We start from the raw sequence: 6,389 nt of genomic DNA on the forward strand, positions 1-6,389 counted from the left end.
CGGTCTGAGAACTGAGCGGTAGGCGACCAGCACGGCCTTGAATTCCTTCAGCCCAAACAACTTGATGCATTCCCAGCCGAGGTGAGACGTGGACAGAATTCCAGGCAGCACCAACGAGCTGGGGGACGAGACGGCCTCGGGCACCTGGCGGCGTCCCGACCGGCCACTCTTTGAACCCCCGCGCCTGCGGACCGGCGAGCAGGGGGAGCGCCAGACGACGTGGATGGAGCTGTTCTTCGACCTCGTCTTCGTGGTGGCGGTGGATCAGGTGGCGCGGCGGCTGGAAGGGGGCATCACGGGAAGCGCCGTCCTGGGCTTCCTGGTCCTGTCGGTCCCGGTCTGGTGGGCCTGGGTCGGCTACGTCTACTACGTGGACCGCTTCGGCACCGATGACCTGAGTGACCGCCTGATCACGCTGGTCCAGATGGGCCTGGCGCTGATGCTCGCCCTGCGGGCACAGGACGCCCTGGGGTCGGGGGCTGCCGGGTTCGCGTTCGCCTACGGGGCGTTCCGGCTGGTCCTGGCCCTCAGTTACGCCTACGCGGCGCGGGCGTCCCCCGAGGCGCGGGAGGCCGCCTCACGCTTCGCGCTGGGGTATGGCCTCGCGGCGCTGCTGTGGCTGGTCTCGGCCCTGGTGCCCGCACCGGCCCGCTTCTGGCTGTGGGGCGCCGCCTTCGTGGTGGATGTCGGCACCCCGCTGGTGCTGGCGCGCTGGAACGGCCGCTTCCCGCCCAACACCGGGCACCTCCAGGAGCGCTTCGGCAACTTCACGCTGATCGTCCTGGGCGAGAGCACCGTGGGGGCGGTGGAGGGACTCCGCCAGCAGACCCAGGGACCGGCGGCGGGGATCGCGGCCCTGGCGCTGCTGCTGGCCTTCGCGCTGTGGTGGGTGTACTTCGAGACGTCGGACGGTGCGCCGGTTCAGGCCGTCCGGGAGGGCCGCACCGCGCCCTACAACACCTGGCTGTACGCCCACCTGCCCTTCACGGTGGGCATCGGGGCCGGGGCGATGGGCGTCATGCACGCCATCCGCGAGGCCGCGCAACCGGCCCTGTCCGACCCGTCGCGCTGGCTGCTGGCGGGGGCCATCGCGCTGTGCTTCGCGGCGCTCGCCGTCATCAACTGGGCTTACCTGGCCTCGGGCAGCCGCTGGGATGGCCCGCAGGTGGGCTGGAACCTCCTTGCGGCGGGGCTGGCGCTGGGCATCGCGGCCTTTGCGGGCGGCCTGCCCGCCCTCGGCGTGATGGGGCTGCTCACGGCGTCGAGCCTGCTGCCGATCGGGTTGGACCTCTGGCGCCGCGCCCGTCGTCAGGGCGGGTGAGGGGTCCTCCAACTCCACCCTGGTGCGTGCGACCTCCGGGCTTCCCGGGCGACGGCGGGCGGGCCGGGTCACCCCTTCTTCCCAGTCGGCCTTGCCCGTCTCCTCATCTCGCAAGTGGGCCGGGATAAGGCACCTCGAAGTGGAGCGTGACCGTATCGCCGCCCGAATCGCCTGCCTTCAGCGCAACCTGAGCGCTCTGAAACGGTATCTGGAGATCGTGCGCCCGCCCCAGAAACGGACAGTCCCTGGTCGTGAACTTGCACCTCTCTCAGGGACAGGAACAGGGCGATGGGAAGACCTCGAAACGCTCTGTCTCAGCGAAGACCTGGAGCCGTGGCGTCTCACGGCAGCGACCCTGATCTCGCTCATGGGCCACGAGAAGCCGTCCACAGATGCGGCTTGGAGTGAGGTCCTCAGCGTACGATGTTCTCCCCCGGTCAGGCACCAGAGTCCCTTTTCAGGGAGGCACCCGCACGCATGTTGATCTTCGAGACCCTGCTCGGACTCCTGCTGGGAGCGACCATTCTGTCCGTCGTCGCCCGGCGGCTGAACATCCCCTATCCCACCCTCCTCGCTGTGGGGGGGGCGGTCGTTGCGTTCCTACCGGGTGCGCCCCGCTTCGACCTGCCGCCCGAACTGATCCTGGCGGTGTTTGTCGCCCCTGTCCTGCTCGATGCGGCCTACGACACCTCGCTGCGCGACCTGCGGGACAACTGGCAGGCGGTCTTATCGCTGGTCGTGGTGGCCGTTGGCCTGACGACCGTTGCCGTGGCCTTCACCGCCCGGCTGTTCTTCCCCGACGTTCCCTGGGCCGCAGCGATTGCACTTGGGGCCCTGCTCGCACCCCCGGACGCCGTGGCAGCGCTGGCCGTGATGCGGCAAGTCAACCCGCCCTACCGCCTGCGCAAGATTCTGGAGGGCGAGAGCCTGCTCAACGACGCCTCCGCCCTGCTGATCTACACCCTGGCGGTCGGGGCCGTCATCAGTGGAAGCTTCAGTGTTGTGGGCGCGTTGCCGACCTTCGCCCTGGTCGTGTTCGGCAGCGTCGCGGTGGGCTGGCTGCTCACCTGGCCAGTCACGTGGCTGATCGGGCACATTGACGACGCGCCCACATCGGTCATCGTCCAGTTCGTGCTCACCTTCGGGGTGTGGCTCCTCGCCGAGAGGTTGGGCCTCTCTCCCGTGGTCACCGTGGTCGTCTTCGGGCTGACGACGGCCAGGCAGTCGGGCATGTCCGCACGGCTGAGGGTGCCCAGCTTCGCGGTGTGGGACGCCGTGACCTTCGTGCTCAACGTGCTGGCCTTCACCTTGATCGGCCTGCAACTGGGGCCGATCCTCGAAGCCCTGAGCGGCGCGGAACTCCGGCGCTCCCTGGTCGCCGCGCTCGTGATCCTGGCTGTGGTGATCCTGGTGCGTCTGGTCTGGGCGTTGTCCTACGCCCTCTCGCGGGGGAGGCGTCGCTCGTCCGATACTCACCCAGCTCAGCCCTCCACGGCCCCGCTGCGGGCGAAGAACGGGCTGGTGATCGGCTGGTCGGGGATGCGCGGGATCGTCACCCTGGCGACCGCCCTGGCCCTCCCGGATGAGTTTCCCTCCCGGGACTTCATTCAACTCACCGCCTTCGTCGTGGTGCTGGGCACGCTGGTCATCCAGGGGCTGACACTGCGCCCGCTGCTGACCGTTCTCCGTCTCCCCCAGGACACGACGGTGGAGACGGAACTCCGCCTGGCGCGGGGAGGGGCGCTGAAGGCAGCCCTGAGGGCGCTGGAGGGCGACGACTCCGAGGCCGCGGGGCGCCTCCGGCTGGAGTACCAGGCGGACCTGGGCCTGGTCCGGGACGGCGGGGACCCCCACGACGCGCCGGACAACGTGCTGCGGCAACGGGTGGTGGACGCGTCTCGCCGTGCCCTCGCCGAGATACGCCGCACCGGGAAGATTGGGGACGACGCCTACCACCTCGTCGAGGAGGAGTTGGACTGGCTGGAACTGAGCGCCCGGTCGGCGTCCGCGCCCGCTTAACGGCTCGGCTAGAACAAAGGTGGTGAGGACGCCTTCACCCCGGCGTCAGGTAGGCAGGGGCATGGCGAGGTTCCAAGCGTACGATTTTGTGCGGATCGTGTCGCTACCCTAACTCCGCCAAGTGCGTCAAACTCGCCGAGCGGCTCATTGAAATCGAAGCGCTCGAAGAGGGAAGGCCGAACCTTCTTTGCCACGGAGGGAAAACAGCGTGATGCCGGTTCCTCGTTCCGTTGCTCCCGCGAGGCCAGGTCCGGGGAAGAGAGCCGATCTGTTTTCCTGAAGAGGAGGAACCTGCGTGCAGCCCGCCTCACAGCATTTCGAGCGGCGTGGCCCGCGTCGGCGGCGGAAACGCCCGGTCGAGCGCGGCGAGGTCGTCCGCCGTCAGGCGCACGTCCAGCGCGGCCCGGTTGTCCTGAACATGCGCCGTCGTCCCCGCCTTGGGAATGGCAATGACGCCCCCTTGCCGCAGCACCCACGCGAGGGCGACCTGCGCGGGCGTGGCCCCGTGGTCGCGGGCGATCTCTTCCAGAGCGGGGTGGCCCAGCAGGCGGCCCTGCTCGACGGGCGAGTAGGCCATGACGGGCACGCCACGTTCCCGGCACCACGGCAGCAGGTCATATTCCACGCCCCGGCGGGTCAGGTTGTAGAGCACCTGATCCGTCGCGGCGGCCTCGCCTCCGGGCAGCGCCGCGAGTTCCTGCATGTCGGCCGGGTCGAAGTTGCTCACGCCCCACTCAAGGATGAGGCCCGCCCGCTGGAGGTCCTCGAAGGCGGCCAGCGTTTCTTCCAGCGGCGTCCGCCCGCGCCAGTGCAGCAGGTAGAGGTCGAGGTGGTCGGTGCCCAGCCGCCGCAAGCTGCGCTCGCACGCCCGCAGGACACCCTGCCGCGAGGCGTTGCTCGGCAGCACCTTGCTCACCAGAAACACCTCGTCGCGGCGGCCCTCGACGACCTCGGCCACCAGTTCCTCGGCGGCGCCGTTCCCGTACATCTCGGCAGTGTCGATGAGGGTCAGCCCGAGGTCGAGCCCCGCGCGCAGGGCGGCGATCTCGTTCGCCCGGCGCCGGGGGTCTTCCCCCATGTGCCAGGTGCCCTGCCCCAGCACGGGCACACGCACGCCCGAGGGAAGGGGGGTGGTGGGAACGGGGGTGGTCATGGTTCCTCCTGAGGTGAGTGCGAAGACAGGGTTCTGCTGGCCCACATCAGGCCCCGGCGCGCGGTGATGAAGATGGGAACGGGTCGCCTGGCCATTCATGAACAAGCCCCCGGCCCAATTACCGGGGGCTTGCCTCTAGGCGGGCTCGAAACGCGGCGGGCACGCATAAGAGGTTCAGGTCAGGTGAGCTGAGCACCGCTTCCATCTCGGGGGACACCCCGGTCCGCTGCTTGAACGGCCCGCGGTTCATCTTCAGCGCCCGCTCCGGTCGCGCGTGCCCCACCCGGCCAGCTTCCCCTCCCACATTCGCCGCAGGTCTATGAGATGGCGAGGCGCTTGAACTCGATGGCGAGCACCCAAGGATTCCCGTCCCACGCCTCCACGCCGTTCAAGCGACACCACGCTTTCACGAACTGGGAGCGGGCCGTGTCGTTCTCGTCATTCCAGAAACCCTCCGCGTGCGTGTCCTGATCGGTGATCCTCTGGATTTGATGCGCGGAGACCCGCACGACCTGGAGCGTGAGGCGGGACAGGCGGCGAGGCATGAACAAAGGCGTACGCCAGCGGATGCCCTCGGCCTGCCAGTCAGGCGGCAGGTCGCCACGGTCCGCCCTGTAGAGGCAACCGCCGTTCGGGTGCGTCGCGTACGCCTCTTTCACCCACAGAATGTCACCCGTCCTGAAACGCGCGTGCTCGACGAGATGGTTCGCCATCGTCAGGTCATCGAAGGATTGAGGCGTCTTGACCCATTGCCACGTGCCGTCCACGTCATCGTTGATCTGGACGGGTTGCGGCTTGATGATGCGGCGCGTCTGTGTTTTCTCGCCCGCGAGGATCTTCTGAACCATCGGGCCGGAGAAGATGATCGGCAGTTCTCGGATACGCATACCGCTCCTGACTCGATGTCCTGAATGGGGCGGTGGAGTGACTCCATGATGGAGGACCGCCGGGCAGGTCACCTCTGGGCGGCAGTGTAGCGGGCGGCGAACTCGGCGGGTGGGCCGTACCCCAGGCTGGAGTGCCGTCGGCGTCGGTTGTAGAGGTCCGCACTAAACAAAAGAATGTGCCGTCTGGCATCGTCCATATCGACGTCCTCTCGCAGATCAACCTCCTCGGCCTTCACGGTCTTGGAGAAGCTCTGAAGTGACCCCCAGGAGCGGACCAGGAGGTCGAACACGGAATCCGGCTCGTTCACGGCTTGCCACCACCCGCGCTTGACCCCTCTGACCGGCAAGCACATCTCGTGGGGAAGCTGCCGCGAACCCGACAGCATTCGCAGTGAGGAGTGGCGCGAATCGGCACCCCGGCTCGGATTCCTGCTGGGGCTGGGGTGTGCCCTGCGCGCCCCTGCGGGCCATCAAGCGCAGCCGGTTCGGGTGGAGCTGACTCACCAGCCCAGCTCGCAAGCCAAGGGGACGAAGGGCGTCCAAGCAGTCGAGGAGGGCCAGGACAGACACGAGGCTGGCCTTGGTACGGGATTGGCGTGACCAGGCGAGCCGGGGTCAGCCGCTCGCCGTCGGGAACCTCCAGGAGGCCGTCCAGTGCGTTACCGGACCCTGCTGCACGCAAACGGCGAAGGCCCCCGGCGTGGCTGGCGACGACCGCATCAGCAACCGACATGCGCTCGGCGCGCCTTCCCAGGAATTCGTCGCCGCCACCGAGGCCTTTTCCCGGGGCGTGCTGGGCTTTGACGTGGTGGCCCGCTGGCCGGGAGCGCTGTTCGTGTCGGTGGGCGGCTACCACCACCTCGGCCTGAACGCCTGGCAAAGCGGGGGAGGCCGCCCCGCGCCCGAGACGACGGCCCGGCTGCTGGGCGTGGAGCTGACGCTGCCCGGAGCCGCCGAGGTCGAGCGGCTGGCCGCGCACCTGGAGGCCGCCGGAGTCCCCTTCACGCGG

General features: G+C 68.7%; 6 protein-coding genes. 3 read left to right on the forward strand and 3 right to left on the reverse strand.

The genetic code is table 11. The annotated features are described in order from the left end of the window. Positions 1-88 precede the first annotated feature (88 nt). Entirely contained in the window at positions 89-1,321 is a 1,233-nt protein-coding gene (locus L1280_RS09260; protein WP_253581836.1) for a low temperature requirement protein A, read from the forward strand. Positions 1,322-1,798: 477 nt separating this feature from the next. Next, a complete protein-coding gene (locus L1280_RS09265; protein ID WP_253581837.1) occupies positions 1,799-3,340 on the forward strand; it encodes a sodium:proton antiporter in 1,542 nt (513 codons plus the stop codon). Between the two features lie 307 nt (positions 3,341-3,647). On the opposite strand, the gene L1280_RS09270 is transcribed toward L1280_RS09265, so the two are convergent. The 3 genes from L1280_RS09270 to L1280_RS09280 all read right to left on the reverse strand — a co-directional run bounded on the left by L1280_RS09270 (position 3,648) and on the right by L1280_RS09280 (position 5,688). After that, the gene (locus L1280_RS09270) at positions 3,648-4,493 is read right to left on the reverse strand and encodes an aldo/keto reductase (RefSeq protein WP_253581838.1); all 846 of its coding nucleotides are present in this window, start codon (positions 4,491-4,493) and stop codon (positions 3,648-3,650) included. Between the two features lie 317 nt (positions 4,494-4,810). After that, on the reverse strand, positions 4,811-5,380 hold the full coding sequence (locus tag L1280_RS09275) for a hypothetical protein (protein ID WP_253581839.1): 570 nt from the start codon (positions 5,378-5,380) through the stop codon (positions 4,811-4,813). 68 nt (positions 5,381-5,448) lie between these two features. Continuing rightward, a complete protein-coding gene (locus L1280_RS09280; RefSeq protein WP_253581840.1) occupies positions 5,449-5,688 on the reverse strand; it encodes an integrase core domain-containing protein in 240 nt (79 codons plus the stop codon). Between the two features lie 392 nt (positions 5,689-6,080). On the opposite strand from L1280_RS09280, the gene L1280_RS09285 reads away from it, so the two are divergent. Continuing rightward, positions 6,081-6,389 (forward strand): VOC family protein (locus L1280_RS09285; protein ID WP_371922901.1); only part of this gene is annotated, 309 nt, incomplete at its 3' end.

The organism is Deinococcus sp. HSC-46F16 (assembly GCF_024171495.1).
In the GTDB taxonomy this organism is placed as follows: domain Bacteria; phylum Deinococcota; class Deinococci; order Deinococcales; family Deinococcaceae; genus Deinococcus.

Bases quoted from the DNA above. Each gene is read 5' to 3' on its own strand.
- L1280_RS09265 (WP_253581837.1), top strand. From the start codon at position 1,799: ATGTTGATCTTCGAGACCCTGCTCGGACTCCTGCTGGGAGCGACCATT.
- L1280_RS09270 (WP_253581838.1), bottom strand. From the start codon at position 4,493: ATGACCACCCCCGTTCCCACCACCCCCCTTCCCTCGGGCGTGCGTGTG.
- L1280_RS09275 (WP_253581839.1), bottom strand. From the start codon at position 5,380: ATGCGTATCCGAGAACTGCCGATCATCTTCTCCGGCCCGATGGTTCAG.